General features: G+C 71.6%; 20 protein-coding genes and 4 pseudogenes. 14 read left to right on the top strand and 10 right to left on the bottom strand.

Going from position 1 to position 25,274, the window contains the following annotated elements; translation table 11 throughout:
* The first annotated feature begins 258 nt into the window (after window positions 1-258).
* The 3 genes from Srubr_RS22185 to Srubr_RS22175 all read left to right on the top strand — a co-directional run bounded on the left by Srubr_RS22185 (window position 259) and on the right by Srubr_RS22175 (window position 2,420).
* Window positions 259-786: a DUF3291 domain-containing protein gene (locus Srubr_RS22185; RefSeq protein WP_189989880.1), complete on the top strand. Its 528-nt coding sequence runs from the start codon at window positions 259-261 to the stop codon at window positions 784-786.
* 25 nt (window positions 787-811) lie between these two features.
* Window positions 812-1,252 carry a MarR family winged helix-turn-helix transcriptional regulator gene (locus Srubr_RS22180; RefSeq protein WP_189989882.1) on the top strand — a complete coding sequence of 147 codons (441 nt, stop codon included), beginning with the start codon at window positions 812-814 and terminating at the stop codon, window positions 1,250-1,252.
* 82 nt (window positions 1,253-1,334) lie between these two features.
* Window positions 1,335-2,420, top strand: coding sequence for an FAD-dependent oxidoreductase (locus Srubr_RS22175; RefSeq protein ID WP_189989884.1), 1,086 nt, complete (start codon window positions 1,335-1,337; stop codon window positions 2,418-2,420).
* 145 nt (window positions 2,421-2,565) lie between these two features.
* On the opposite strand, the gene Srubr_RS22170 is transcribed toward Srubr_RS22175, so the two are convergent.
* Both Srubr_RS22170 and lpdA read right to left on the bottom strand, forming a co-directional pair.
* Window positions 2,566-2,997 carry a VOC family protein gene (locus tag Srubr_RS22170; protein ID WP_189989885.1) on the bottom strand — a complete coding sequence of 144 codons (432 nt, stop codon included), beginning with the start codon at window positions 2,995-2,997 and terminating at the stop codon, window positions 2,566-2,568.
* Between the two features lie 317 nt (window positions 2,998-3,314).
* Window positions 3,315-4,715, bottom strand: a complete 1,401-nt coding sequence (gene lpdA, locus Srubr_RS22165; RefSeq protein ID WP_189989887.1) for a dihydrolipoyl dehydrogenase — start codon at window positions 4,713-4,715, stop codon at window positions 3,315-3,317.
* Between lpdA and Srubr_RS22160 the strand changes: the two are divergent.
* A pseudogene (locus Srubr_RS22160) lies at window positions 4,704-5,057 on the top strand (acyl carrier protein); the annotation flags it as partial. The gene lpdA and the pseudogene Srubr_RS22160 overlap by 12 nt on opposite strands.
* Window positions 5,058-5,130: 73 nt before the next feature.
* Window positions 5,131-5,605 (top strand): annotated as a pseudogene (locus tag Srubr_RS22155) (beta-ketoacyl synthase N-terminal-like domain-containing protein); the annotation flags it as partial.
* Between the two features lie 225 nt (window positions 5,606-5,830).
* Here the strand turns inward: Srubr_RS22155 and meaB are convergent.
* The 3 genes from meaB to Srubr_RS22140 are packed head-to-tail and all read right to left on the bottom strand — an operon-like array spanning window position 5,831 to window position 10,829.
* On the bottom strand, window positions 5,831-6,835 hold the full coding sequence (gene meaB / locus Srubr_RS22150) for a methylmalonyl Co-A mutase-associated GTPase MeaB (protein WP_189989889.1): 1,005 nt from the start codon (window positions 6,833-6,835) through the stop codon (window positions 5,831-5,833).
* Between the two features lie 5 nt (window positions 6,836-6,840).
* Window positions 6,841-9,015 carry a methylmalonyl-CoA mutase gene (gene scpA / locus Srubr_RS22145; protein WP_189989891.1) on the bottom strand — a complete coding sequence of 725 codons (2,175 nt, stop codon included), beginning with the start codon at window positions 9,013-9,015 and terminating at the stop codon, window positions 6,841-6,843.
* Window positions 9,015-10,829, bottom strand: a complete 1,815-nt coding sequence (locus tag Srubr_RS22140; protein ID WP_189989893.1) for a methylmalonyl-CoA mutase family protein — start codon at window positions 10,827-10,829, stop codon at window positions 9,015-9,017. Before Srubr_RS22140 ends, scpA begins: the two co-directional genes overlap by 1 nt.
* 204 nt (window positions 10,830-11,033) lie before the next feature.
* Between Srubr_RS22140 and Srubr_RS22135 the strand changes: the two genes are divergently transcribed.
* From Srubr_RS22135 to Srubr_RS22115, 5 genes are all read left to right on the top strand, one after another.
* Window positions 11,034-11,423: a cell division protein SepF gene (locus tag Srubr_RS22135; RefSeq protein ID WP_189989895.1), complete on the top strand. Its 390-nt coding sequence runs from the start codon at window positions 11,034-11,036 to the stop codon at window positions 11,421-11,423.
* A gap of 541 nt (window positions 11,424-11,964) precedes the next feature.
* Window positions 11,965-12,423, top strand: a complete 459-nt coding sequence (locus tag Srubr_RS40960) for a hypothetical protein (RefSeq protein WP_229926432.1) — start codon at window positions 11,965-11,967, stop codon at window positions 12,421-12,423.
* A gap of 253 nt (window positions 12,424-12,676) precedes the next feature.
* Entirely contained in the window at window positions 12,677-13,867 is a 1,191-nt protein-coding gene (locus Srubr_RS22125) for an AAA family ATPase (protein ID WP_189989896.1), read from the top strand.
* Window positions 13,819-14,223, top strand: a complete 405-nt coding sequence (locus Srubr_RS22120; RefSeq protein WP_229926433.1) for a nucleotide pyrophosphohydrolase — start codon at window positions 13,819-13,821, stop codon at window positions 14,221-14,223. The genes Srubr_RS22125 and Srubr_RS22120 overlap by 49 nt, the downstream gene beginning before the upstream one ends.
* 168 nt (window positions 14,224-14,391) lie before the next feature.
* Entirely contained in the window at window positions 14,392-14,877 is a 486-nt protein-coding gene (locus tag Srubr_RS22115; RefSeq protein ID WP_189989900.1) for a DUF6099 family protein, read from the top strand.
* 29 nt (window positions 14,878-14,906) lie between these two features.
* On the opposite strand, the pseudogene Srubr_RS22110 reads toward Srubr_RS22115, so the two are convergent.
* A pseudogene (locus tag Srubr_RS22110) lies at window positions 14,907-15,301 on the bottom strand (VOC family protein).
* A gap of 491 nt (window positions 15,302-15,792) precedes the next feature.
* Here Srubr_RS22110 and Srubr_RS40955 point away from each other — a divergent pair.
* Window positions 15,793-16,623 carry a hypothetical protein gene (locus Srubr_RS40955; RefSeq protein WP_229926434.1) on the top strand — a complete coding sequence of 277 codons (831 nt, stop codon included), beginning with the start codon at window positions 15,793-15,795 and terminating at the stop codon, window positions 16,621-16,623.
* 198 nt (window positions 16,624-16,821) lie between these two features.
* A complete protein-coding gene (locus tag Srubr_RS22100) occupies window positions 16,822-17,745 on the top strand; it encodes an LLM class F420-dependent oxidoreductase (RefSeq protein ID WP_189989904.1) in 924 nt (307 codons plus the stop codon).
* Window positions 17,746-17,846: 101 nt separating this feature from the next.
* On the opposite strand, the gene Srubr_RS22095 is transcribed toward Srubr_RS22100, so the two are convergent.
* On the bottom strand, window positions 17,847-18,833 hold the full coding sequence (locus tag Srubr_RS22095; protein ID WP_189989906.1) for a D-alanyl-D-alanine carboxypeptidase family protein: 987 nt from the start codon (window positions 18,831-18,833) through the stop codon (window positions 17,847-17,849).
* A 201-nt stretch (window positions 18,834-19,034) separates the two neighbouring features.
* Here Srubr_RS22095 and Srubr_RS22090 point away from each other — a divergent pair, with 201 nt between their 5' ends.
* Together Srubr_RS22090 and Srubr_RS22085 are read left to right on the top strand one after the other, a co-directional pair.
* The gene (locus Srubr_RS22090) at window positions 19,035-20,633 is read left to right on the top strand and encodes a 3' terminal RNA ribose 2'-O-methyltransferase Hen1 (RefSeq protein ID WP_189989907.1); all 1,599 of its coding nucleotides are present in this window, start codon (window positions 19,035-19,037) and stop codon (window positions 20,631-20,633) included.
* A complete protein-coding gene (locus Srubr_RS22085; protein ID WP_189989909.1) occupies window positions 20,630-23,173 on the top strand; it encodes a polynucleotide kinase-phosphatase in 2,544 nt (847 codons plus the stop codon). Before Srubr_RS22090 ends, Srubr_RS22085 begins: the two co-directional genes overlap by 4 nt.
* A 109-nt stretch (window positions 23,174-23,282) precedes the next feature.
* On the opposite strand, the gene Srubr_RS22080 is transcribed toward Srubr_RS22085, so the two are convergent.
* The 3 genes and pseudogenes from Srubr_RS22080 to Srubr_RS22075 form a co-directional block, all read right to left on the bottom strand.
* On the bottom strand, window positions 23,283-23,744 hold the full coding sequence (locus Srubr_RS22080) for a hypothetical protein (RefSeq protein ID WP_189990849.1): 462 nt from the start codon (window positions 23,742-23,744) through the stop codon (window positions 23,283-23,285).
* A 69-nt stretch (window positions 23,745-23,813) separates the two neighbouring features.
* Window positions 23,814-24,047, bottom strand: a pseudogene (locus Srubr_RS40950) (class I SAM-dependent methyltransferase); the annotation flags it as partial.
* Window positions 24,048-24,220: 173 nt separating this feature from the next.
* A complete protein-coding gene (locus tag Srubr_RS22075) occupies window positions 24,221-25,183 on the bottom strand; it encodes a TetR/AcrR family transcriptional regulator C-terminal domain-containing protein (RefSeq protein WP_189989911.1) in 963 nt (320 codons plus the stop codon).
* Window positions 25,184-25,274: the final 91 nt, after the last annotated feature.

Below are 25,274 nucleotides of genomic sequence, written 5' to 3'. Positions count from 1 at the left end.
CGCAAGGCTCGGTCCACTGGCGCTTCGTTCGTCGGCTGATCCCACCTGATTCGCCTCGCCGCCGCGGCGGGACCAGCGGCGGTGGGACTGCCGCGGAAGGCCACTTGTGCGGGGAAAACGCAACTTCGACAGGGCTCGCGCAGGCGGCTACCTTCGGCTGGTCTTCGGCGGTTGTCCACGGTCGCGCAGGGGTTTCCCCGCGCTGAGCCGTCCGCCGGACCGGGTCCGCATCAGGCACCCCCAGCCAGGGAGAGACGCATGCCCCACCTTGCTCTGTACACGTTCGGCGTCCTGAAGTCACCGCTCACCGATCCCGCCCCCGCCACGCAGGAGTTCTACGACATCGGCGGGGCCGTCTACCCGGAGATCAGCCGGCAGCCCGGATACCTCGCGCACGCCGAAGCGGCGGACGGCGCCCGGGGCGTGCTCTTCGAGGCGGACTGGGGTGCGTGGGGGGAGTTCACCGTACCGGCCTGGTACGACAAGGGCCGTACGGCGCAGACCACCGCCCTGGCCACGACCCTCTCCCTCTGGACCGGCCTGCGCCCCGCCTTCGACGCCGTCTACACCGGCCTGCACCGTGAGGCGCTGAACAGGCGTTACGACTGGTTCGAAAGGTCGGCGCACCCGAAACACGCGTTCTGGTGGGTCTCCGACGGCGTGATACCCACTTGGCGGGACGGGGTCGCCCGGCTGGAGCACCTCCACGAGCACGGCCCCGCGCCGCACGCCTTCACCTTCCGCCACGCGTTTGCTCCGGACGGAACCCCGGCCATTGATTGTTAGCGCCGCAACAGTTAACGTGCTAACTATGAAGGGTGCGCAGCGGGAGAGCACGTTGGAGCTGATGCGATGGGTGGTGTGGGGGCAGCGACGGATCGCTGATGACTGGATACGGGAACGCGGCCTCACGCACGAGCAGAGTGCCGTGCTGGCGTACCTGTCGAAGAACCCGGATGCCATTCAGCGTGACGTCGCACGGGCCATGCGCACCAGTGCGCCGAGCGTCTCGCGGCTCCTGGCCGGACTCGAACGGCGCGGACTCGTGGAGCGCCGGACGCAGGAGGACGACACGCGAAGCCGCCGGGTGCAGGTCACTCCAGCGGGCTTCGAACTGATCCAGGGATTCGAAGAGGCCATGGACCGCGTCGAGGAGTCGATCCTCGCGCCGCTCGGCGCCGCGGAGCGGGCGCGACTCCACGAACTGCTGGAACAACTCGCCTCCCGGATCGAACCACCCGGCTCTCCCTGACCCGGCTCCACCACTCCGCATGGCGGCCTGCGGCCTCGCGGCCGGGACCGCCGGTCCGGACACCAGCGGTAAGGAAGCGTGTATGACTCAGATCACCATCATCGGTGCCGGTCTCGCGGGACTGACACTGGCACGAACCCTGGCAGTACATGGAATCCCGTCCACGGTGTACGAGGCGGAGGTGTCCGCCCAGGCCCGTGGCCAAGGCGGCATGCTCGACATCCACGACTACAACGGACAGCACGGTATCCGTGCGGCCGGCCTGATGGACGGCTTCCGGTCCCTCGTCCTCGAAGGCCGCCAGGCGTCCCGCGACGTGGCGCCTGACGGCACCATCCTGGCGGACCGGCCCGATGACCCCGCCGGAGGCCGCCCCGAGGTGCAGCGTGGCGAGCTGCGACAGTTGCTGCTGGAATCCCTGCCTGCCGACAGCGTCGTCTGGGGCCACAAGACCCGGAGCGTCCGGACCCTCGCCGACGGCCGTCACGAAGTGACCTTCGCCGACGGGTCGACGACGGTCACCGACATCGTCGTCGGCGCCGACGGTGCCTGGTCGAAGGTCCGGCCGTTGCTCTCCGACGCCACGCCCGTCTATGCCGGACGCTCGATGGTCGAGACGTACCTGTATGAGAGCGGCACCCGGCACCCCGCCACACTGGCGCTGGTCGGCGGCGGGTCGATGACCGCCTACGACGAGACCACCCGCATCGGTCTCGGCGTGCAGCGCGAGCGTGCGGACACCCTGCACTCCTACGCCATGTTCGACCAGCCGCTCGACTGGTTCGACGGCATCGACTTCGCAGACGGCCCCGCGGCCGCCCGCACCGTCGCGGCGATGTTCGAGGGGTGGGCGCCGGAGCTCGTCGCCCTGGTCGCGGACAGCGACACCCCGCCGATCTTCCGCCCCTTGTACGGGCTGCCGATCGGGCACCGCTGGGAACACGTACCGGGGGTCACGCTCATCGGAGACGCCGCCCACCTGGCACCGCCGGACGGCGAAGGAGCGAACTGGGCGCTCTTCGACGCGGGCCGGCTCGGCAACGCCATCGCCGAACAGCCACAGGACATCGACGCGGCCATCCGTGCCTACGAAGCCGCGCTCTTCCCACGGAACATCAACACCGCGACTGCCGCCGCGGCCTACTACCCCGACTTCAAGCCCTGCTGACCACAGCAACTGAGAGCTGCCCCTCGGCTGTTGGCCGGCCGAGATGATCGACTTTCCGGCGCGAAGGCCACCGTAGGCCGGGCCACAGTCGGGCAGGGCCGGGCCACCGTCTTCGCGGACGGCGGCTATCGGGGCACGGGCATGTTCAGTCGATACAGAACTCGTTGCCCTCGATGTCCAGCATCGGGATGCACGACTCGTTTTCCTCATCGGCGTACAGCGTTTGCACGTGGGTGGCACCGAGCTTGACCAGCCGCGCGCACTCGGCTTCAAGCGCGGCGAGACGCTCGTCCCCCACGAGTCCGGTGCCGACCCGGACGTCGAGATGCACCCGGTTCTTGACGACCTTTCCTTCAGGGACGCGCTGGAAGTACAGGCGCGGACCCACGCCCGAGGGATCACAGCAGGCGGCCCATGATCCCCGTTTCTCAGGAGGCAGGGTGCGGTTGAAATCGTCCCAGGTGGTGAACCCCTCGGGTGGTGGCATGACGTACCCCAGCACTTCGCACCAGAAGCGAGCGAGACGCTCAGGTTCCGCACAGTCAAAGGTGACTTGAAACTTCCTGATCTCCGACATCTGCGCACCGTACCGCGTACCAGGGTGACCCGGCCGTTCATTTCCGGGACGCCCCTTCACCAGACGCGAGCGCAAGTCAGTGGGTCGGCACTACTCCAACTACGCGTGCAGAGACGCGGCTTGGCGGCGTTGGATGTGATCTCTCCTCTGAAGAAGGACAGCGCCAACGGCGCTCGTGCGGGGGGAGAGAGAAGCGGCTGGAGAAGGGCCTCGTCGACCGCGGGCGCGAAGTCCCAGAGGAGGCCCAGGGATGTCGCAGGCTCCCTGTCTGACCTGCATCACCGCAGGTCAGACAGGGGGGAAGCGGTACCGGTGTGTCACATGTTGATCATGTGGCCGGCCAGGCCGTGGATGGCCTCCTTGACCGCCTCGCCGAGCGTCGGGTGCGCGTGCACGTTGCGGGCGACCTCGTGGACCGTCAGGTCCCACTGCTGGGCCAGGGTCAGCTCCGGAAGCAGTTCGGTGACCTCGGGGCCGATGAGGTGGGCGCCGAGCAGCTCACCGTGCGTGGCATCGCTGATGATCTTGACGAAGCCGACGGGGTGACCGAGGCCGTGCGCCTTGCCGTTGGCGGTGAAGGGGAACTTGGCCACCTGGACGTCGAAGCCCCGCTCGCGGGCCTGGGCCTCCGTCCAGCCGAAGCTGGCCACCTGGGGCTGGCAGTAGGTCGCCCGCGGAATCATGGTGTAGTCCAGCTCCATGGTCTCCGCGTCCGCGATGGTCTCCGCGGCCACCACGCCCATGGACTCGGCGGCGTGCGCCAGCATCAGCTTGGCGGTGACGTCACCGATGGCGAAGATGTGCGGCACGCTGGTCCGGCACCGGCCGTCGACGTCGATGGCGCCGCGCTCGGTGAGGCGGACCCCGGTGTTCTCCAGGCCGTAGCCCCGCACGTTCGGCGCGAAGCCGATGGCCTGGAGCACCTTGTCGGTCTCCAGGGTCCGGCGCTCGCCGTTCTTGTTCACGGTCACCCGGACCCGCGGGCCCGAGTCGTCGATGCTCTCCACGGCCGTGCCGGTCAGCACCTCGATGCCGAGCTTGCGGTAGTGCTTCGCCAGTTCCTTGGAGATCTCCTCGTCCTCCAGCGGGACCATGCGGTCGAGGAACTCCACGATGGTGACGTCCACGCCGTAGCTGCGCAGCACATAGGCGAACTCCACACCGATGGCGCCGGCGCCCGCGATGACGATGCTGTCCGGCAGCGTCTCGCTGAGGATCTGGCTCTCGTAGGTGACCACACGGTCCGACAGGGAGGTGCCGGGCAGCAGCCGGGGCGTGGCGCCCGCGGCGATGATGCAGTGGCCGAAAGTCACCGCCTCCGTGCGGCCGTCCGGGTAGGTCACCGTCAGGCTGTGGTCGTCGGTGAAGACACCCCGACCCTCGAACTGGGTGATGGCGTTCTTCTTCATCAGATAGTGAACGCCCTTGACCCGGCCGTCGGCCACCTTGCGGCTGCGCTCGTGGGCGACCCGGAAGTCCGCGGACACGTTGTCGCCCACGGAGATTCCGTACGCCTTGGCTTCGTTCGTGACGAACTGCACCATCTCGGCGTTGCGCAGCAGCGCCTTGGAGGGGATGCAGCCGACGTTGAGGCAGACACCTCCCCAGTAACGCTCCTCCACCACCGCGGTGGACAGGCCGAGTTGTGCGCTGCGAACCGCCGCGGTGTAGCCGCCCGGGCCCGCTCCTAGAACAACGACATCGAAATGTTGGCTCACAAGGAGATGATCCTCGTCCGGCTGCGGCTTCCCGCGCAACCCACTCGAATCGGCCCTGGCCACCGCCCAGTTGGTCTGCCGAGGCTACCAACACCCGGGCGGCTTCCCGGGAGTGATCTTCGACACGTTCTACGGGCCCGCGCCCTGCTCGACATCGTCCGCCGGGACACCGCCGCGGTCTTCGGGCACGCCGGTCCCGACGACGTGGACCCGGCGCGGTCCTTCAAGGACATCGGCATCGACTCGCTCACCGCCGTCGAACTGCGCGACCAGATGACGGCGACGACCGGCCTCCAGGTGCCGCCGACCGTGCTGTCCGACTGCCCCACCCCGGCCGCGCTCGCCGAGCGGCTGGCCGAGGAGGCCGCGGCCGAGCTGTCCGGGGTGCGCGCACTCCACCGCGAACTGGTGCCACTGCAAGTCCTTCGCCGGCGCCGCCGACGGCACGGCCTGGGGCGAGGGCGTGGGGCCTGCTCCTGCTGGAGCGGCTGTCCGACGCCCGGCGGCTCGGGCACCCGGTGCTGGCCGTGGTGCGGGGCAGCGCGGTCAACCAGGACGGCGCCGGCAACGGTCTGACCGCGCCCAACGGCCGCGCCCAGCGCCGGGTGATCCGGCAGGCCCTCGCCGACGCCCGGCTCATGCCGGGGGACGTAGACGCAGTGGAGGCGCACGGCACCGGCACCCGGCTCGGCGACCCCATCGAGGCCCAGGCCCTGCTCGCCACCTACGGCCAGAACCGGCCGGCCACCCGTCCGCTGCGGCTCGGCTCGCTGAAGTCGAACATCGGGCACACCATGGCGGCGGCCGGCGTCGGCGGCGTGAGCAAGATGGTGCAGGCCAGGCGCCACGGCACGCTGCCCCGCACCCTGCACGTCGACGCACCGTCCCCGGGCGCCGCAAGGTGTTCGTCACCGGGCTCACGCTGTTCGTGCTGTTCTCCGTCGGCGCCCTCGGCAGTCTGCTGCGCAGGTTCCCCACGCTGCGCCTGGACACCCCGGCCGACCAGGTGCCCCGGTCCGCCGGCCGGCTGGTCCACGGCGTGACCTCGCTGCCCGTCACCTGGTGGCACCGGCCCGGCACGCGGTCCCGGGGCACGCCCCCGGGACCGCTCCCGGTCAGTCCCCGGCCGTGGGACCCGTACGGCCCTCGAAGGCGGCCAGAATCCGCTCCGCCGCCAACGTCGCAGTCAACTCGCCCTCCCTGACCCGGCGTTCCAGGTCCGGGGCGGCCGCGCGGACCGCCGGATCGGCGTGCAGCCGGCCCAGCAGCTCGTCCCGGACCATCGCCCACACCCAGCCGACCTGCTGCTCCCTGCGCCTGGCCGCCAGCCGCCCGGTGGTCTCCAGCAGCCGGCGGTGCTGCTCCAGCCGCTCCCACACCGTGTCCAGACCGGCCGGCTCCCGCGCGCTGCAATGCAGCACCGGCGGCGTCCAGAAGGCGTCCTTGCCGTGCATCAGTCGCAGCGCGCCCGCCAGTTCCCGGGCCGCGGCCCGCGCGTCCCGCTCGTGCGGGCCGTCCGCCTTGTTCACGGCGATCACGTCGGCCAGCTCCAGGACACCCTTCTTGATGCCCTGCAACTGATCGCCGGTGCGGGCCAGGGTGAGCAGCAGGAAGGAGTCGACCATGTCGGCGACCGCCGTCTCCGACTGGCCCACCCCGACGGTCTCCACCAGGACCACGTCGTAGCCCGCCGCCTCCATCACCACCATCGACTCCCGGGTGGCCTTGGCGACCCCGCCCAGCGTGCCCGCGCTGGGGGAGGGCCGGACAAAGGCCGCCGGGTCCACCGCGAGCCGCTCCATCCGCGTCTTGTCACCGAGGATGGAGCCGCCCGTGCGGGTCGAGGACGGGTCGACGGCGAGCACCGCGACCCGGTGCCCCAGCGAGGTCAGCATCGTGCCGAACGCGTCGATGAACGTCGACTTGCCGACACCGGGCACCCCGCTCACACCGATCCGCCGCGCCCGGCCGCTGTATGGCAGCAGCTCGGTCAGCAGCCGCTGCGCCAGCTCCCGGTGTTGTGGCCGGGTGGACTCCACGAGCGTGATGGCGCGGGCCACCAGGGCCCGTTTCCCGTCGAGCACACCCTTCACGTACGTGTCGAGATCGATCGCTGCCATCGCCGCTACAGCTCGTGCCCGAGGTCGGCCGCCAGCCGCTTCACCAGGTCGTGGGCCGCGTCCGGGATCACCGTCCCGGGCAGGAACACCTCCGCCGCGCCCATCTCCCTGAGCGTCGGCACGTCCTGCGGCGGGATCACCCCGCCGACCACGATCATGATGTCCTCGCGGCCTTCCTCGGCGAGCTTCTCGCGCAACGCCGGCACCAGCGTGAGGTGCCCGGCGGCCAGCGAGGACACCCCGACCACGTGCACATCCGCCTCGACCGCCTGCCGGGCGACCTCCTCCGGCGTCTGGAACAGCGGGCCGACGTCCACGTCGAAACCGAGGTCGGCGAAGGCCGTCGCGATCACCTTCTGGCCGCGGTCGTGGCCGTCCTGCCCCATCTTCGCCACCAGGATGCGCGGCCGGCGCCCCTCGGCCTCCCCGAACGCGTCCACCAGCGCCCGGGTGCGGTCCACCGACGCCGACTGCCCTGCCTCGTTGCGGTACACACCGGAGATCGTACGGATCTGCCCGGCGTGCCGCCCGTACACCTTCTCCAGGGCGTCGGAGATCTCGCCGACCGTCGCCTTGGCGCGGGCCGCGCGCACCGCGAGCTCCAGCAGGTTGTCGGTGCCGTCCGCCGCCCGGGTCAGCGCGTCCAGCGCGTCCCGGCAGGCGGTCTCGTCCCGCTCCGCGCGCAGCCGCCGCAGCTTCTCGATCTGCTGGGCGCGCACGGCCGAGTTGTCGACCTTCAGCACCTCGATCTGCTCGTCGCTGTCCACCCGGTACTTGTTCACGCCGATCACCGGCTGCCGCCCGGAGTCGATCCGGGCCTGGGTGCGGGCCGCGGCCTCCTCCACGCGCAGCTTCGGGATGCCCGCGTCGATGGCCTGCGCCATGCCGCCCGCCCGCTCGACCTCCTGGATGTGCGCCCACGCCTTGCGGGCCAGGTCGTACGTCAGCCGCTCCACGTACGCGCTGCCGCCCCACGGGTCGATGACCCGGGTGGTGCCCGACTCCTGCTGGATCAGCAGCTGGGTGTTGCGGGCGATGCGCGCCGAGAAGTCGGTCGGCAGCGCCAGCGCCTCGTCGAGCGCGTTGGTGTGCAGCGACTGGGTGTGACCCTGGGTGGCCGCCATCGCCTCCACACAGGTGCGGGTGACGTTGTTGAAGACGTCCTGCGCGGTCAGCGACCAGCCCGAGGTCTGCGAATGCGTGCGCAGCGACAGGGACTTGGGGTTCTGCGGGTCGAACTGCTTCACGAGCTTCGCCCACAGCAGCCGGGCCGCCCGCAGCTTGGCGACCTCCATGAAGAAGTTCATGCCGATCGCCCAGAAGAACGACAGCCGGGGCGCGAACGCGTCCACGTCCAGGCCCGCCTCACGGCCCGCCCGGATGTACTCCACACCGTCCGCGAGGGTGTACGCCAGCTCCAGGTCGGCCGTCGCACCCGCCTCCTGGATGTGGTAGCCGGAGATGGAGATGGAGTTGTAGCGCGGCATCTTCCGCGAGGTGTACGCGAAGATGTCGGAGATGATCCGCATCGACGGCTTCGGCGGATAGATGTAGGTGTTGCGGACCATGAACTCCTTCAGAATGTCGTTCTGAATGGTCCCGGCCAGCTTCTCGGGCGGTACGCCCTGCTCCTCCGCCGCCACGATGTACAGCGCCAGCACCGGCAGCACCGCGCCGTTCATCGTCATCGACACGGTCATCCGGTCCAGCGGGATGCCGTCGAACAACTGCCGCATGTCGTAGATCGAGTCGATGGCCACGCCCGCCATGCCGACGTCACCCGTCACCCGCGGGTGGTCGCTGTCGTAACCCCGGTGCGTGGGCAGGTCGAAGGCGACCGACAGGCCCTTCTGACCGGCCGCCAGGTTGCGCCGGTAGAACGCGTTGGACTCCTCGGCGGTGGAGAAGCCCGCGTACTGCCGGATCGTCCAGGGCTGGTTGACGTACATCGTCGGGTACGGGCCGCGCAGATACGGCGCGATGCCCGGGTAGGTACCCAGGAAGTCCAGGCCCTCCAGGTCACGTCCGGTGTACAGCGGCTTGACCCCGATGCCCTCCGGGGTCTCCCACACCGGCTCCGCGTCCCCGGCGGCCCGCCGCAGCGCCGCGCGCCAGTCGTCCTCGGTGGCGTCGGCGGCCGGGGTGCCCAGCTCGATGCCGGAGAAGTCGGGGATTCCCATCAGGACACTCCCATGCGGTCGAGGGTCGCGGACAGCACATCCACGGCGTCACAGCCCGCGAAGACGTACGAGTCGATGCCGGGGTACTCGCCCCGGCCCGCCAGGAACACGTGCCGGGCCCCGGCCGCGCGCAGCGTCGCCGCGGTCCGCTCGGCCTGTTCGGCGTAGAGCGCGTCGCTGGAGCACACCACGGCCTCGGTGGCGCCGCTGTCCTCGAAGTTTCCCTCGGTGACCGGTTCGATGCCGCCGGCCTGGAAGAGGTTGGCGGCGAAGGACGCGCGCGCGGTGTACTCGGCCGGGGAGCCGATCGTGGCCAGATAGATCCGGGGCCGGGCGCCGGTCGCCGCCAGATGGGCGTCGGAGCGGGCGCGCAGCTCCTCGTACGCCTCGTCCCGGCGCACCCGGGGCAGCCCGCCCGAGGGCGGCTCGGGCGCGGGCCGGCGCTCCACCGGCTTCTCCGTCAGCGACGGGAACTCACTGACACCGGTGATGGGTTCGCGCCGCCTGGCGAGCCGCTTGGACCGCTCCGCCCAGGTCGTGGCGAGGTCGGTGCGCAGCCGCCCGGAGCGCAGCACGGCCGCCTGCCCGCCGTCGCGCTCGACGGACCGGAAGAAGGACCAGGCGGCCTCCGCCAGGTCGGCGGTCAGCCGCTCCACGTACCAGGAGCCGCCCGCCGGGTCGACGACCCGGGCCAGATGGGACTCCTCGATCAGGATGGTGGAGGTGTTGCGGGCGATCCGCCGGGCGAACGCGTCGGGCAGCCCCAGCGCGTGGTCGAACGGCAGCACCGTCACCGCGTCCGCGCCGCCCACCCCGGCGGCCAGCGCCGCGACCGTGGTGCGGAGCATGTTCACCCACGGGTCGCGGCGGGTCATCATCACCGGCGACGTCACCACGTGCTGCGGCTGCGCGCCCGCCGCCGGCGCCCCGCACACCTCGGCGACCCGCGCCCACAGCCGGCGCGCCGCGCGCAGCTTGGCGATGGTCAGGAACTGGTCTGCGGTCGCCGCGTACCGGAACTCCAGCTGGCCGAGGGCCTGTTCGACGCCGAGCCCGGCCTCGGTCAGCTCCCGCAGATAGGCCACACCCGTGGCCAGCGAGGCACCCAGCTCCTGCGCGGCCGAGCCGCCCGCCTCGTGGTACGGCAGCGCGTCCACGGTCAGCGCGCGCAGCCCCGGGTACCCCTCGGCGCAGCGCACGGCCAGTTCGGCGTACGGCGCGAAGGGCTGCGCGGTGCCGGTACGGGCCTCGTACCCGAGCGGGTCACCGCCCAGGTTGCCGCGCACCGCGCCGGCGTCCACGCCCTTGTCCGCGTACAGCCGCAGCAGGGCCTCGGCGGCCCGGACGGTGTCACGGCCGGCGTCCAGCACGACGGGGGCCAGATCCAGGTACACCCCGTCCAGCGCGCGGCCCAGCTCCGGGACCGGGATGCCGCCCTCGCCCAGCACCAGCCAGAGCGAGGTGCCGCCGTTCTCCAGGTCGGCGAGCACCGCGTCCGCCGGGCCGTCGCCGAGCGCCGTGTGCCGCTGGCGCACGTCCCAGCCGCTCGGACCGGTGCCCTCCGGGCGGCTGCCCCGCACGAACGGGGCGAAACCCGGCAGGCCGGGGTCGGGCGCGCCGTCGCGCGCGGTGTACAGGGGCCGGGTGCGCAGCCCGTCTTCCAGCGTCGTGGACAGGGCGTCTTCCGCTGCCTCGCCGGACAGTTCCCTGCCTGACCTGCGCAGTACGCCCTCCACCAGGCGTTGCCACTGCTCGTGTGTCGCGTCAGGGAACTCGGCGGCCAGTGAGAGCCCGTCGTCAGGCAGGACCGTCATGGCTCGGATGCTAGGGCAGGGCGCTGAAGCGGGGGCGCGGCACGGCCTGTGAGGTTTCTCTTCTTGCGCTGGTGATCCGTGCCGTCCCTGGGGCCGCGGGGGGTGGTCCCTGAGGGGCCTTTCGTGTCGGTGTTGGGCCGAACGGGTGACTTGGCGTAAGAATTGGCTGGTGCAATTGGTCGCGAGTCAGGTCAGGGGGAGCCGGTGAGCCGTTACGACGTCACCGATGAACAGTGGGAAGGGCTCGCCCAGGTCGTGCCGCTGCGGGGCCGGGACTCCTGGCCGTCGGCGGTGAACCACCGCTCGCTGCCCGACGCCGAGACCGAGACCCGGCGCCGGTTCGTGGTCCTGCGCGTCAACGTCTTCGCGGACGCGCGGGAGGTGGCCGAGACCCTGATGGCCGGGGTACCGGTGCTGCTCGACCTGTCCGGCGCGGAGGGGGATGTGGCCAAGCGCGTCCTCGACTTCAGCACCGGCGTCGTCTTCGGCCTGGGCAGCGGGATGCACCGGGTGGACCGCAACGTCTTCCTCCTCACCCCGCCCGGCACGGAGGTCAGCGGCCTGATGGAGGGGGCGGGACTGACGGGCACGTGACGAGGGCGGCGACGGGCCTGAGCCCGTCCTGCCGGGTTCACCCGGACCAGGCGCGGACTCGGCCCGGCCCGGCCCGGACCACTGGGTGAGCCGGCGAGAGCACGGCCGTCCCCGGTTCCGCAGGTCTCGCAACCGGCTGCGCGGCCGTACCCGCGACTGGATGCCCGCACGCTCTCCGCCTTCACCCGGCGGGCGATGTCCGCGGCGCGGCCTGCTCGGCTGCCGGCGGCTCCGGGCGCGCCGGCCGCTCCCGGCCATCGCCCGATGCGTCGCTGGCCCGCCTGCCGGCGTGGTCAGGAAGATCCACGGACTCTTCGGTTCCGGGATGCCCCTGTCATACGGTTCACCGTAATCGGCCGCTTGCGGAGCGGTCCCCTCAGACAGGCGTACCGTGACCTTTCCAGCACGCCGCACCATCCTCGCCCCCGCGCGGGCGCGACCGCGAGGCATCGCGGTGGACACACCGTCGCACAAGACCGCACTCCCCTTACCGGGCAGGCGGGTAGCGGGAAAGCCGAACCCCCTGGCGGCAGCGACCGCTTTGACCGCCGTAGCCGTTCTCGCCGTCGGCTGCGGCAACGACGACAGCGACGCGCCCGGCACCAGCAGCAAGGGGCCCGCTCGCCCCTCGTCCTCATCGGCGCACACACCGGCCCCTGACCGTGCCGAGCACCTTCCCGGTGAAACCGTGACCAAGGCCCCGGTTCTGCCGGCCGGTGAAGTCGTCGCGCAAGCCGTGAATGCCGACGGCAACCGGGAGTTGGAGATCGCAGGCGGTCTCAAGAGCGGTCCCCTCGCGGTTCTCGTGAACTGCAAGGGCAAAGGCATGCTGACTGTCGATGTCGAACCGGTCGGGTTGCACTTCCCGCTGGAGTGCGTGGCTGGTGAAGTCAGCAGCGCCTACAACCAGCTGGACCTGAAGAACACCCGCAAGCGGGGAACGGTGAGCGTGACCGCGCCGTCCACTGTTCGATGGGCGATCACGGTCGGTCAGGGGTGAAAGACGCAGGCACGGCCGGCCGACCAGGGCCGGCCTCATCCGCGCGGACATCAGCACCGCCCGGGACCAGGGCGCCCCTCGGGGGCGATGCCCGGCGAAGACGCCTTCGCGTATTCGGCGAGCATGGGGCCCGCGCCCTCGGCGGACGGAACGTTGGTGAGCGTCAAGATGAGGTTCGTTGGCGTCCTCCGATCAGGGGCTTGTCACGGGGGGAAAACGGTTCGGCAAGGAAGCGGGGCTCTACGGTCCGCGTATGGCCGTGCCCTTCGTGTTCGCTGAGTCGCCGGCGGCCGACGTGCCCGCGCTCCCCGATGCCCGGCCCGACATCCGGTCCCGGATCACCGAGTTGCGGCTCTCGGCCTTCGCCGGGCACCGGGGCGCCGGGTTTCCGCTCGGGCCGGTCACCCTGTTCGCGGGGCCCAGCGGGGCCGGCAAGACCACCGCGCTCGCCGCCTGCGAGGCACTGGCCCGGCTCGGCGGCGGCGCCCCGCTCGCGGAGGCGTTCCCGGACCCGGCCGCCTGTGTACCCGAGCGGGCCCGGCCCGACGCCGGGGGACGCCGGGGGTTCCGGATCGGGTGCACGGCCGAAGGCGCCGAGGGTCCGGTCCGGCTCGACATCGCCGTGCAGGCCGAACCGGACCTGCGGATCGTGGGGGAGCGGCTGACCGCGCGCGGTGTCGTCCTGCTGCAGACCGCGTTGCGCGACCCCGGGCGCCGTACCGTCCAGGCCGCCTGGCACACCGCGGGCGCCGCCCCGGTGACCCGCGCCCCGCTCCCCGACGACCGCTTGGGCACGGCCCTGCTGCCGCTGCGCGTGGCCGGCAAGACCGACGGGCAGCGCCATGTGCTCGCCGCCGCCGAGCAGATGGTCGTCGCCCTGCGCTCCGTCTTCCCCTGCGATCCGCGCCCCGAGCGCATGCGCCGGTCCGTCCCCACCGTCCCCACCGGCTCCGGCCGGCTGCTGCCCGGCTGCGACAACCTCGCCGACGTCCTGTGGCGCACCCGCACCGAGTGCAGCCGCCGGCACGGGCTCCTGGTCGAGGCGGTGCGCACGGGGTGCGCCGGCCCGGTGGCCGACCTGGTGGCCGAGCCGCTGGCCGACGGCACGGTACGGGCGCTGCTCGACCGCGGCGACGGCGTCCGCACCTCACTGGCCCGGCTCGGCGACGGCGAACTGCGCTATCTCGCGCTGACCCTGGTGCTGCTGACCGGGCCCGGCGTGCTCGACGTGGACGTGCCGGGCGAGGTGCCCGACGCGCTGCGCACCCTCACGGTCCTCGCCGACGGCTTCGACCGGAGCCTGGACCCCGTCCAGCGCCGGGAACTGCTGCTGACGGCCGCCCGGATGGGCCGACGCGGGCACATCCGGTGCGTGGCCGCGGTGCACGACGCCTCATGGGCCGCCGGGACCCCGGGCGTCACAGTGGTACACCTGAACGCGTGACCGAACACCCCGACCTGGCCGCCCTCCAGCGCAGACTGGCCGAGTTCGCCGCCGCGCGGAACTGGCAGCCGTACCACACGCCCAAGAACCTCGTCGCCGCCCTTTCGGTGGAGGCGTCCGAGCTGGTCGAGATCTTCCAGTGGCTCACCCCTGAGGAGTCCGCCCGGGTGATGGACGACCCGGGCACGGCGCACCGGGTCAGCGACGAGGTCGCCGATGTGCTGGCCTACCTGCTCCAGTTCTGCGAGGTCCTCGGCATCGATCCGCTGGCCGCGCTGGCCGCCAAGATCGACCGCAACGAGCAACGCTTCCCGGTTCCGGGCACCGGAGACGGGCACCAACAGGCGGACTCGTAAGTTCCGTTATTACTCTCCGCAGTCAAGTCGCGTGACGGATCCGAATTGTTGTCCACTAATTTCCGTCTTCCTCTAGCTTTTCGCCTCGACGACCCTCACTCTGGGTAGTGGACAGCAGAGTTCAGGAGGCCGTGCCGACGGGGTGCGGCGGACGGACGGGGGCATCGTATGGATGCGGTACGGCTCATCCTCGAGAGCAGGCGGGCGCTGGCAGCCGGTGCCGACGCCGGGGAGATGATGGCGGAGGTGTGGCAGGCGCAGGCCCTGGCCCAGGCGATCGGGAGCCGCCTCGCGGTCTCCGGCCCGCCGGAACTGCGCGGCGAGGCGCTGGGGTTGACGGAGCTGGCGGGCCGGGGCTGCGGCGTCCTGGACCCGCCCGAACTCGACCCCGGCGACCTGCGCGCCGCCCGGCTCACCGAGCTGGACGACGCCCGCGAGACCCTGCTCTGCCTCGGCGGCCTGCTCGGTGAGGTCGGCATATCCCTGGTGGGCATGGCCAGCGCCGCCGCGGACGAGACGACGTACTGGCAGTGCATGGAGGCGATCGACGCGGCCGACGAGTCCCGTGACCGTGTGCTGGAGATGTTGCGCAAACTGGCGGCGCGGGCGGCGATGGTGCCGGAGGACGCCCAGGACAGCCCGTCCGGCGTGTGACCGCCGCCCCGCGCGAGCCGTGACGCCCGCTACGGCCGTATGTACGGGCGGGTCATGATCTCCATGTTGTGCCCGTCCGGGTCGTCGAAGCAGGCACCGCGACCACCGAAGAGACGGTTGATCCGGCCGGGTTCGGTGCGGCGCGGATCGGCGTAGTAGGTGACCCCGGCCGTCTCCAGCCGGGCGATCATGGTGTCGAATTCCTCGTCGGGCACGAGGAACGCGTAGTGCCGCGACTGGATCGGCTCGTCACGCTTCTCGCAGTAGTCGAGCGTGCCGCCGTTGCCCAGGTCGACGGGCGGGAACGGCCCGAAGGGCGCGCCGACCTCAAGGCCCAGGATCGCGCGATGAACTCGGCCGACAGCTGACGGTCCGAGGCGTGGACGGCGGTGTGGTTCAGCTGGGCCCATGGCCGACCCGGCAGTTACGTGAGCGGCTCTAGCGGGCCACCTCGACCGCCGAATCCATCGATCTCAGGTCGACGGAAGTTCGCCGACGGTTGTCACCGCCGGCGGATTCGCGGGTGCGGGCACTTGGACGAGGAAAGGGACGAAGCTGATCCGGCCGTCTTGGAACAGTGGCCTGTAGGACATTCGATAGCACACGACCGAATGCGGGTCACGAATTGTTTTGTAGCACTTGAGCGACGCCGGGGGAGCGGCCTTACTCTCCGGAGCCGCCGAAATACTCGCGGCCACACAGAAAAGGGTCGCTGCGGCAACCGAAATGATGCGTGGTATCGCCTTGTTCATTCTGTCACCTCGAAGGAAACCCGAAGAATACCTACCCCTCGCCGGTGCCCGCAACTCTGGATGCGTCATCGGAGGAGCGGAGTTAGCGTGCTTATGTCCATCGAAAAGTCTCTGTCGCTGAATTGAAACGCCAGCAGAGGAGAGCTTCATGCGAGGGAAATCAGTGCTGAGCGCCGCCGCGGTGGCCGCGCTGGTCAGCGGAGCGGTCGTCGGCGCGGTGGCACCGGCCTCCGCCGCCCCGAACCCGACCTGCCGGGTCGCGGGAGGAACCCTGACCGGCAGTGGATTCGCCCCGAACCAGAAATTCACCGTCACACCCGGCGGGGAGACGGCGCGCTCTTCCTCCGACGGGCGTATCGGACCGATGGCGGTCAAGGGAACAGGGACCTTCCGTGTGGGTTCCGTAACCTGCACGGGGAGCACGGGTAAATCGGCCGGTACAGCGCAGACCTCGGCTGTCGTGGCGGCTGCGAAGAGCGCGACCCAAACGGCCATCAAGCGGGGCGCCTCCCCGCAGCAGGCGAGGGCACAGGGCATGGCGGCCGCACAGGCGAAGGCGAAGAGCCTCGGGGTGCCGACGACGGTCGTGACGCAGATCCAGCAGCAGATCACCAACAACATCAACCAAGTCATCAATACAGGCATCATCGGCGGGTCGGTCAACCAGGAGGCCGGCACGACTCAAGGCGAGAAGCCGGATAAGCCCGCGGAGCCGGCTAAGCCTGCCGAGCCGGCTAAGCCTGCCGAGCCGGCTAAGCCTGGCGAGCCGGCGAAGCCCGCGGAGCCTGCCGAGCCGGCGAAGCCCGCGGAGCCTGCCGAGCCGGCGGAGCCGGCCGAGCCCGCAGAGCCCGCTGAGCCGAAGGAGCCGGGCGAGCCCGCAGAGCCCGCGGAGCCGGCCGAGCCCGCGGAGCCGGCTGAACCTGCCGAGCCCGCGGAGCCGGCCGAGCCTGCCGAGCCTGCCGAGCCCGCGGAGCCGAACGAGCCCGCCGAGTAGCCGGCGGAGCACCCCGCCGAGTAGCCCGAGTGCGTCTCGGCCGACGAAACCCCTACGGAACCCCCGGCGAAACCCCTGCTGGACCAGCGGGGGTTTCGCGCGCCGCGCCCCGGCGGACGCATTTCACCCGACCGGGCCCGGCCGCGCCGGGCGGTACCCGTGCGGCCGGCTCGGGCGGTGCCGTGCAGGATAGGTTGTATGGACCTGCGAATCTTCACCGAGCCCCAGCAAGGGGCCACCTACGACACCCTGCTCGCCGTGGCCAAGGCCACCGAGGACCTCGGGTTCGATGCCTTCTTCCGCTCGGACCACTATCTGCGCATGGGCAACGTGGACGGCCTGCCCGGCCCCACGGACGCCTGGATCACACTGGCCGGCCTGGCCCGCGAGACCAAGCGCATCCGCCTCGGCACGCTCATGACGGCCGGCACCTTCCGGCTGCCCGGCGTGCTCGCCATCCAGGTCGCCCAGGTCGACCAGATGTCCGGCGGCCGGGTCGAACTCGGCCTCGGCGCGGGCTGGTTCGAGGAGGAGCACAAGGCGTACGGCATCCCGTTCCCGAAGGAGAAGTTCGCCCGGCTGGAGGAGCAGCTGGCGATCGTCACCGGGCTGTGGGCGACCGAGATCGGCAAGACGTTCGACTTCCACGGGACGTACTACGACCTCACCGGGTCGCCGGCGCTGCCCAAGCCCGCCCAGAAGAAGATCCCCGTACTGATCGGCGGCCACGGCGCGACCCGTACGCCCCGGCTGGCCGCGCGGTACGCCGACGAGTTCAACATCCCGTTCGCCTCGGTGGAGGACAGCGAACGGCAGTTCGGCCGGGTGCGGGCCGCCGCCGTGGCGGCCGGCCGGGACGCGGACGACCTGGTGTACTCCAACGCGCTCGTCGTGTGCGTCGGCAAGGACGACCGTGAGGTGGCCCGGCGTGCCGCCGCGATCGGCCGTGAGGTGGACGAACTGAAGGCCAACGGGCTGGCCGGCTCCCCGGCCGAGGTCGTCGACAAGATCGGCCGGTACGCCGAGGTCGGCTCCCGCCGGATCTACCTCCAGGTGCTGGACCTCGGCGACCTGGACCACCTGGAACTGATCTCCTCCAAGGTCCAGTCCCAGCTGTCCTGACCACGGGCGGACGGCCCCTGCCGCCGTCGCCGGGCCCCGGCCACTGGTCCGGGGTCCGGCTCCCGGGTGCTGAGCCGGACGCCGGCCGGCCCGCACGGGCGTCAGCGCGTGAAGCCGTAGTCCAGGATCTTCGCCGCGTCCTTGAACCGCTGGTCCGCCGAGCTCGCCGCGAGGACCGTGCCCACGACCGTCTTGGAACCGCGCGTGGCCGCGAAGACCAGGCAGTATTTCGCCTCCGGCCCGGAACCCGTCTTCACGCCGAACGCGCCCCGGTAGGAGCTGAGGAGCGTGTTGGAGTTCTTCCAGGGTTGCATGGCGTGCGTTCCGCCGCCGGGCCGGTACGACTTCATGCCGTCGTAGACCTTGGTGCCGACGACCTTCTTGAACGTCTTGTTCTTCAGCGCGGCCCCGGCCAGCTTGGCCAGATCGCGTGGCGAGGAGTAGTTCTTGCCGTTGGACACCCCGTCGAAGGAGTCGAAGTGGGTGTTGTTCAGGCCCAGTTCGCGCGCCTTGCTGTTCATCTTGCCGATGAACGACTTGGTCCGCTGGGCCGTCGTGGAGCCCGTGCCGTAGGTGTCCGCCAGCGCGTAGGCCGCGTCGCAGCCCGACGGCAGCATCAGGCCGTACAGCAGGTCACCCACCGACATCGAGTCACCGAGGAGCAGGCTCGCGCTGGAGTAGCGCTGGGTGTGCGACGCCGGGTCGATGACATAGTCGGTGTACTCCTTCTTGATCTTCACCTTCTTCCCGAGATCCACGTTCCGCTGCGACAGCACCACGAGCGCCGTCATGATCTTCGTGGTGGACCCGGTCCGCAGCCGGGCGTCCGGCGCCTTGCCGAACAGCTGCTTGCCGTTGGCCGGGTTCATGGCGTAGGCGCCCTGCGCCGACACCTGCGGGGCCGCCGCGGCGGCGCGGGCCGCGGATGCCGTCGGTGCCGCCTGCGCGGCCTGCACCGCCTGGGCCGGCGCGGACGCGAGGACTCCCGCACCCAGTACCGCACCGGCCGTCACCGCGACGGCGGCGCTTCTGCGGGCCCGGGCCGCCTGCCCGGCTCCGCTACCCGCAACTTCCTGGTCGATGGTCATGGGGTTCCCCCTCTTTCGCTTTTGTCAGTGGTCAGTTGACGAGGGATCACCTCATCAGGTCCGGGGCCGGAGGGCCGTAACGGAGGTCACATGCCGGCCCTGTGGCCGCCGCATCCCCCTGACGCCGACCGGTACCGGCGCGGCCCGCCCGAGCCGAAAACCGGTGGTGGGCGCGGACCCCCGACGGGGACACTCGACCGCATGTTCGTGACGATCTCGACCACCGGTACGGCCGCGCGGCCCGCCACCGACCTGGGGTACCTGCTGCACAAGCACCCCGACAAGGCGCAGGCGTTCTCCACCTCGTACGGCACGGCCCATGTGTTCTACCCCGAGGCGGACGCCGAACGCTGCACGGCCGCGCTGCTGCTGGAGGTCGATCCGGTCGCGCTGGTCCGGCGCGGCCGGGGCAAGGGCCGTGGCGGCGCACCCGACGCGGCCCTCGCCCAGTACGTCAACGACCGCCCGTACGCCGCCTCTTCGCTGCTGGCCGTCGCGCTGGGCAACGTCTTCTCCAGCGCCCTGCGCGGGGTGTGCGATGCCCGGCCGGAGCGGGCCGCCACCCCGCTGCCGCTGCGCGTCGAAGTCCCCGCGCTGCCCGCCCGCGGCGGCCCCGACCTCGTACGACGGCTCTTCGCGCCGCTCGGCTGGTCGGTCACCGCCGACCCGGTCCCGCTCGACACCACGTTCCCGGAATGGGGCGATTCGCGGTACGTCCGGCTGCGGCTGGAGTCCGAACGGCTCACCCTCGCCGAGGCGTTGCGCCACCTGTACGTCCTGCTGCCGGTGCTGGACGACGCCAAGCACTACTGGGTCTCCGCCGACGAGGTCGACAAGCTGCTGCGGGTCGGCGAGGGCTGGCTGGCCGGGCACCCGGAGCAGCAGCTGATCACCAGCCGTTACCTCTCGCGCCGCTGGTCGCTGACCCGCCAGGCACGGGAGCGGCTGGAGCTGGTGCGGCTCGCGGAGACCGACGACAGCGACGTCGAGGACATCGACAACGCGGTCGCGGACGAGCCCGGGGCGGAGGACATCGGCAACGTGGTCGTGGACGAGCCTGGGGCCGAGCGCATCGGCGACGTGGTCGCGGACGAGCCCGGAACCGAGCGCATCGGCAACGCGGCCGCCGACAAAACCGGGTCCGAGGCCGGGGCCGGGGCCGAGGCGAAGCCGACCCCGCTCGCCGTGCTCCGGCGGGAGGCCGTCCTCGCCGCGCTGGGCGCCTCCGGCGCCGCCCGCGTGCTCGATCTCGGCTGCGGCGAGGGCCAGTTGGTGCAGGCACTGCTCAAGGACGCCCGGTTCACCGAGATCGTCGGCGTCGACGTCTCGCAGCGCGCCCTGACCGTCGCCTCCCGCCGGCTGAAGCTGGACCGCATGGGCGAACGGCAGGCCGCGCGCGTCAGGCTCGTCCAGGGCTCCCTCGTCTACACCGACCAGCGGCTGCGGGGCTACGACGCCGCCGTGCTCAGCGAGGTCGTCGAGCACGTCGACCCGCCCCGGCTGCCCGCCCTGGAGTACGCCGTGTTCGGGCACGCGCGCCCCCGCACGGTCGTCGTGACCACCCCGAACGCCGAGTACAACGTCCGCTGGGAGAGCCTGCCCGCCGGCCACGTCCGGCACCGTGACCACCGCTTCGAGTGGACCCGCGAGGAGTTCCGCACCTGGGCGGCGGCCGTGGCCGAACGCTACGGCTACGAAACCGCGTTCACGCCCGTCGGCCCGGACGACCCCGAGGTGGGCCCACCCACCCAGATGGCGACATTCACGATCACGACCGAGAGGGAGGCGAAGGCGGCATGACCGAGGCACAGCACAAGGCGCGGGTCCTGCCCGTCACCGACCTCTCCCTCGTGGTGCTCGTCGGCGCCTCCGGTTCCGGCAAGTCCACGTTCGCCCGACGGCACTTCAAGCCCACCGAGGTGATCTCCTCCGACTTCTGCCGCGGCCTGGTCTGTGACGACGAGAACGACCAGAGCGCGACCCGGGACGCCTTCGACGTCCTGCGCTACATCGCCGGCAAGCGGCTGGCCGCCGGCCGCCGCACCGTCGTGGACGCCACCAGCGTTCAGCAGGACAGCCGGCGGCAGTTGATCGAACTGGCGAGGAAGCACGACGTGCTGCCCATCGCCATCGTGCTGGACCTGCCGGAGGAGGTGTGCGCCGAGCGGAACGCGGCCCGCGCCGACCGGGCGGACATGCCGCGCCGGGTCATCCAGCGGCACATCCGCGAACTGCGTCGCTCGCTCAGGCACTTGGAGCGCGAGGGCTTCCGCAAGGTGCACGTGCTGCGCGGCGCCGAGGAGGTCGAGCACGCCACCGTCGTCACCGAGAAGCGCTACAACGACCTCACCCACCTCACCGGCCCGTTCGACATCATCGGCGACATCCACGGCTGCTCCTCCGAACTGGAGGCACTCCTGGCCAAACTGGGCTACGCCGACGGGGTGCACCCCGAGGGCCGTACCGCCGTGTTCGTCGGCGACCTGGTCGACCGCGGCCCGGACAGCCCCGGCGTGCTGCGCCGTGTGATGTCGATGGTGAACTCGGGCAACGCCCTGTGCGTCCCCGGCAACCACGAGAACAAGTACGGCCGTCACCTCAAGGGCCGCAAGGTCCAGCACACCCACGGGCTCGCCGAGACCATCGCGCAGATGGAGGGCGAGAGCGAGGAGTTCAAGGCCGAGGTCCGGCGGTTCCTGGACGGACTGGTCAGCCACTACGTCCTGGACGGCGGTCGGCTGGTGGTCTGCCACGCCGGTCTGCCCGAGAAGTACCACGGCCGCACCTCCGGCCGGGTCCGCTCGCACGCCCTGTACGGCGACACCACCGGCGAGACCGACGAGTTCGGGCTGCCGGTGCGCTACCCGTGGGCGGAGGACTACCGCGGCCGGGCCGCCGTGGTCTACGGCCACACACCCGTGCCCGAGGCGACCTGGCTGAACAACACCATCTGCCTGGACACCGGCGCCGTCTTCGGCGGCAAGCTCACCGCGCTGCGCTGGCCGGAGCGCGAGCTGGTCGACGTACCGGCCGAGCGGGTCTGGTACGAGCCGGCCCGGCCGCTGCGCACCGACGCGCCCGGCGGGCAGGACGGCCGCCCGCTGGACCTGGCGGACGTGCACGGCCGGCGGGCCGTGGAGACCCGGCACGCGGGCCGGCTGGCCGTCCGCGAGGAGAACGCGGCGGCGGCCCTGGAGGTCATGAGCCGCTTCGCGATCGACCCGCGCCTGCTGCCGTACCTCCCGCCGACCATGGCACCGACGGCCACCTCGGCGATCGACGGCTACCTGGAGCATCCGCAGGAGGCGTTCGCGCAGTACGCGCGGGACGGGGTCGCGCGGGTGGTGTGCGAGGAGAAGCACATGGGCTCCCGGGCGGTGGTCCTGGTGTGCCGGGACGCGGAGACGGCACGGCGGCGGTTCGGCGTGGAAGGACCCACCGGGTCCCTCTACACCCGTACCGGACGGCCGTTCTTCGACGACGAGCGGATGACCGAGGAGATCCTCGGTAGGCTGCGCGCGGCAATCACCGACGCCGGACTGTGGGACGAACTGGGCACGGACTGGCTGCTGCTGGACGCGGAGCTGATGCCGTGGTCGCTGAAGGCCGGCGGGTTGCTGCGCGGCCAGTACGCGGCCGTGGGCGCCGCCGCCGGAGCGGTGTTCCCGGGCGCGCTCGCCGCCCTGGAGGCGGCGGCCGGGCGCGGTGCGGACGTGGGCGCGCTGCTCGACCGGCAGCGGGAACGCGCCGCCGACGCCGCCGCGTTCACCGCCGCCTACCGCCGCTACTGCTGGCCCACCGAGGGCCTGGACGGGGTCCGGCTGGCCCCCTTCCAGCTGCTCGCGGTCCAGGGCCGCAGCCTCGCCGCACTGCCGCACGACGAGCAACTGGCCCTCATCGACCGGCTGGTGGAGTACGACGGCACCGGCCTGCTGCACACCACCCGGCGGCTGTACGTCGACACCGGCGACCCGGAGTCGGTGCGCGCGGGCGTGGACTGGTGGCTGGAGATGACCGGCCGGGGCGGCGAGGGCATGGTCGTCAAGCCGCTCGGCGCGCTGGTGCGCGACGCGGACGGACGGCTGGTGCAGCCCGGCGTCAAGTGCCGCGGCCGGGAGTACCTGCGGATCATCTACGGCCCGGAGTACACCCGCCCCGACAACCTCGCCCGGCTGCGTCGGCGCTTCCTGAACCACAAACGGTCGCTGGCCCTGCGCGAGTACGCCCTCGGCCTGGAGGCCCTGGACCGGCTGGCCGACGGCGAGCCGCTGTGGCGGGTGCACGAGGCGGTGTTCGGGGTGCTGGCACTGGAGTCGGAGCCGGTGGACCCACGGCTGTAGGCACACCGAGGGCCATGTGGCCCGAAGGCCGCCGTCGGCCCCGGTAGCGCCGGTCGATGCCCTCGTCGTGCTTCGTGGACGAGGGCATCGACTCTTCGCCCGGGTCGCGTCAGGCTGCTTCGGTCCCGATCGGGGCAGCGGGCGCGGCAGTCCGCGTATCGCGCAACCGACCGGCCCACACCCGGGCCTCGGCCAGATGCTCGGCCCGGAGTCCCACGCGGGGATTCGGTTGCACGAGGAGGGTCGGGGCACCACTGGCCGTGCGCCCTGCGGCCCACGAGTGGTCCGGATCGGTGAAGTCGTCATCGATCCATACGGCCGGGGCGTCTCCCAGCCGGCCATCGACGTGATCGCGCTTCCAGAGGTAGCCGTTGGGATGGCTGGTGGTGATCCCGGGGTGCGGCAGGTCGACATGCGGCAGGGGCGGGATGCCGAGGAGCGGACCGATCAGCGTGGTGGCGTCCTGCCGCCGGCTGGTGGGGACGACCTCGTGGCGAGCGTGAGTGTGCGGAGTCGAGCCGTCCGCGTCGGGGAAGGGGTGGGCGATGGCCGGGAGCAGGAGTTCGGGGATGACGAGGCCGACGGCGCCGAAGACGGAGTAGATCGCCTCGAACTGCTCGTCGGTGGCGTGCAGGTAGTGCAGGGCGTGGCAGGCCACGAAGGTGAGGTTGTTCAGTCGTCCGTAATGGGAGCGGGCGCGGCGGACCTGGAGGCCGACCAGGTCGGCGCCGGTGACGTGAGCGCCGTGGCGGATGGCGAGGTGGGCGGCGTTGTGGCCGGGGCCGCAGCCGAGTTCCACCACGCGCTTGCGGAGCAGGTCGGGACCGAGGATTTCGGCTCCGGGCCCGATGCCCGGCCGTGTGGTCCACTCCATCCGCGGCGGTGGGACGAGCGGCGCGGCCGGAAATCGAACAGCTGCGGGAGCAGGCTGCCGCCGTCGGCAACGTGCGGCATCCGCCCGCTGCCCGCCGTGACACAACCCCCTTCGGATCAGGCAGCTGACCTGCGGATGACAACCGCGCGCGGCCTCTGGCCGGAGTAACCCGTTCAGCCGGCGGAGCTCTCGTGGAGGAGTGAGGCAAGGCCGTCGAGGAGGCGCTGGAGGCCGAACTCGAAGAGGGCGTTGAGGTCGAGGTCGTAACCGGCCGCGGCGAGGCGGGACAGCGCGGGGAGTCGGCCGGTGGCCAGAATCGCCAGGAGCGCGGGCTCCTGGGTGTCCATCCACTCCTCGCTGTCGAGGCCGCTGTGCGCCTCGGCTTCCCGCTCCGATTCCAGGTTGACGGCGATACCACGGGCGTAATTGAGCAGCATGAGGTGCGCGGTGAAGGCGGAGTGCAGGTCGAGTCCGTGGGCGTGCAGGGTGGCAAGCATCCACTCGCTGTACGGCAGCGCCGACGGGATCATCTGGGGGCGAGTCACCGACAGGGCCGGCGCGAGCCACGGGTGGCGGCGGAACAGACCCCAGAGCTGCCGGGCCGCCAGCTCGATCGCCTCCCGCCAGCCCGCCGGCGGGTCGGCGGGCAGCGGGTGCTCCGCGATGACCGTGTCCATCATCCGTACCAGCAGGTCGTCCTTGTCGGCCACGTGCCGGTACAGCGACATGGTCGCCACCCCGAGCTCGGCGGCCACCCGGCGCATCGAGACCGCGGCCAGCCCCTCCGTGTCGGCGACCGTGACGGCGGCACCGACGATCCGTCCGAGCGTGAGCGCCGCCTGGGCCGAGGACGCATCAGACGGGCCGCCCGGACGTGCGGCGGCAGAAGGCCGGGCCGCCCGCACCGGGCGGCTCGGGGCCGCCACAACCGTCCCGACACCGGGGACGGCGCGGACCATACCCTCCCGGCGCAGCTCGGTGAGCACCTTGGTCGCGGTCGCCATCGCGACGCCCCACTGCTTGGTGATCTCGCGGGTCGAGGGCACGCGATCGCCCGGTGCCAGTTCGCCCGCCTCGATCTGCTGCCGTAGTTCGGCGACGATCTGACTGTAGCGCGGTACCGCCTGTCCGCCCACCGACCCTCCCCTGCACTAGTGCACCTGGATGGATGTCATCCTAGCTGTCGACGCCGGGCGATCCCGCGAACGAGCCACACTCTCGCCCAGC

This window comes from Streptomyces rubradiris, assembly GCF_016860525.1.
In the GTDB taxonomy this organism is placed as follows: Bacteria; Actinomycetota; Actinomycetes; order Streptomycetales; family Streptomycetaceae; genus Streptomyces; species Streptomyces rubradiris.
This window is presented reverse-complemented; position numbering and strand designations above follow the sequence as displayed.